General features: G+C 34.3%; 2 protein-coding genes. One reads left to right on the top strand and one right to left on the bottom strand.

All coding sequences use genetic code 11. From position 1 onward, the window contains the following. The first annotated feature begins 211 nt into the window (after positions 1 to 211). Positions 212 to 1,972 carry an alpha-glycosidase gene (locus tag AB3X49_RS21770; RefSeq protein ID WP_367964693.1) on the top strand — a complete coding sequence of 587 codons (1,761 nt, stop codon included), beginning with the start codon at positions 212 to 214 and terminating at the stop codon, positions 1,970 to 1,972. A gap of 38 nt (positions 1,973 to 2,010) precedes the next feature. On the opposite strand, the gene AB3X49_RS21765 is transcribed toward AB3X49_RS21770, so the two are convergent. Beyond that, the coding region (locus tag AB3X49_RS21765) for an alpha-glucosidase C-terminal domain-containing protein (RefSeq protein WP_367964691.1) at positions 2,011 to 2,217 on the bottom strand (207 nt) is incomplete at its 5' end.

Here is a 2,217-nt window from a genome sequence, read left to right as displayed (position 1 = left end):
GTCTATCATTATACATCCTTTAATTCATTTTGCAAATATTAATTTTCAAAATAATCTTATCACACTCTTTATTCATTGACTTTACATAAAATGAATACTACTCTTATAAGCAATATTAAAGTTATGTGGAAGGCAATCGTTTGCAACATAATCTTTATTATTTCATTTACGGGAACTATATGTATAGAGATATTAAAGGGGGATTTTCTATATGCTTAAAGAAGCGATCTATCATAGGCCAAAAGATAATTATGCATACGCTTACGACGAAAAAACAATTCACATCCGAATACACACAAAAAGAGATGATGTTCACAGCGCCGCTCTCATCTACGGTGACCCTTACGAATGGCAGGACGGGAAATGGATTACAGCGAGTACACCGATGAAAAAAACTGGATCTACTGAGTTATTTGATTATTGGTCCGTTTCAATCAAACCGAAATTTAAACGCTTACGTTATGGATTCGAATTAAAAAACGACGTAGAAACTCTTATTTATACAGAAAGAGGATTTTTTTCTAATATTCCAAATGACGATGTCGGTAACTTTTTCTGCTTTCCATTCATTCATGCAAAAGACGTTTTCAGAGCACCATCCTGGATTAAAGACACAGTATGGTATCAAATTTTCCCGGAACGATTCGCTAACGGGGATAGCACATTAAATCCGGCAAACACCCTTCCTTGGGGAAGTACCGAACCAACTCCAACTAATTTTTTCGGCGGAGATTTTGCTGGTATTATTCAAAACCTTGATTACCTTGTGAAGCTTGGAATCTCTGGCATTTATTTCACCCCTATTTTCAAAGCTCATTCGAATCATAAATATGACACAATTGATTACATGGAAATCGATCCACAATTTGGGACGAAAGAAACTTTCAAAGAACTCATTGAAGCGTGTCATAAACGTGGTATAAAAGTAATGCTCGACGCTGTTTTTAATCATAGCGGGTACTTCTTTGATAAATTTCAAGACGTGCTGGAACAAGGTGAAAATTCCGCCTATAAAGATTGGTTCCATATTCATGAATTTCCAATTATAACCGAGCCACTTCCTAATTATGATACTTTCGCATTTACACCGTATATGCCTAAATTAAATACAGCACACCCAGATGTAAAAGAATATTTACTTGAAGTAGGGCGTTATTGGGTAAGAGAATTCAATATAGACGGTTGGCGCCTTGATGTAGCAAATGAAGTCGATCACAGTTTTTGGAGAGAATTCCGAAGTGAAATAAAAGCATTAAATCCTGAAGTATATATTTTAGGTGAAATTTGGCACGATGCACTCCCATGGCTACAAGGTGACCAATTTGATGCTGTAATGAGCTATCCTGTTACAAACGCTCTACTTTCTTACTTTGCTAACGAATCCATTCATGCAAGTGAATTTATGAAACAAATTACCGATTCTCTACATTCCTACTCTATGAATGTAAATGAAGCGGCATTTCATTTATTAGACAGTCATGACACACCTAGAATTTTAGCAACATGTAACGGGGATAAAAATAAGTTAAAGTTACTCTATGTATTTCACCTTTCTTTCATCGGTTCTCCTTGTATTTATTACGGCGATGAAATCGGTATGAATGGTGGCATGGACCCTGACTGCCGCAAATGTATGATATGGGATGAAAAAGAACAAGATACTCTTTTATTTACACATATACAAACATTAATTTCATTACGGAAACAACATAAAGCATTTGGAGGAAATGGTACTTTTCAATTCATTGAGGCAAATGATGAACATAATTATATTTCTTATACAAAAACATATGAAGATGAAACTATCTTTTTCGTTTTAAATCCTACTAACAGTGAAGTTACAACTTCACTCCCTCTTCATATTACCAGGAAGAAAATAATTAACATTTATACAAACGAAGAATTTTCAGCGGAAGCAAGTGTATTACAAGTTACACTTCCACCGTATGGATTCTCTATTTTAAAATGGTAATAGTAAAAGCCTTATGCCAGGGTGGCATAAGGCTTTTCTTATTTCAATTTAAATACCATTGCTTCATATGGTCGTAATGTAATGTTTTCTATCAATACATTTTCTACATCATAATTGTGTATTAATAACTCTGCTTTACTATAAATAATGTCCTCAGGCAATTCAAATACACATTCATCTGCAGTAAAGTTTGCAATCACCAGAAGCTTTTCTTCTCCATATGTTCTTACATAAGCAAAAATAGA

It is taken from the genome of Bacillus sp. C30 (assembly GCF_040838255.1).
GTDB lineage: Bacteria > Bacillota > Bacilli > Bacillales > Bacillaceae_G > Bacillus_A > Bacillus_A mycoides.
This window is presented reverse-complemented; position numbering and strand designations above follow the sequence as displayed.

Coding starts and splice junctions, on each gene's coding strand:
- AB3X49_RS21770 (WP_367964693.1), top strand. CDS start 212: ATGCTTAAAGAAGCGATCTATCATAGGCCAAAAGATAATTATGCATAC.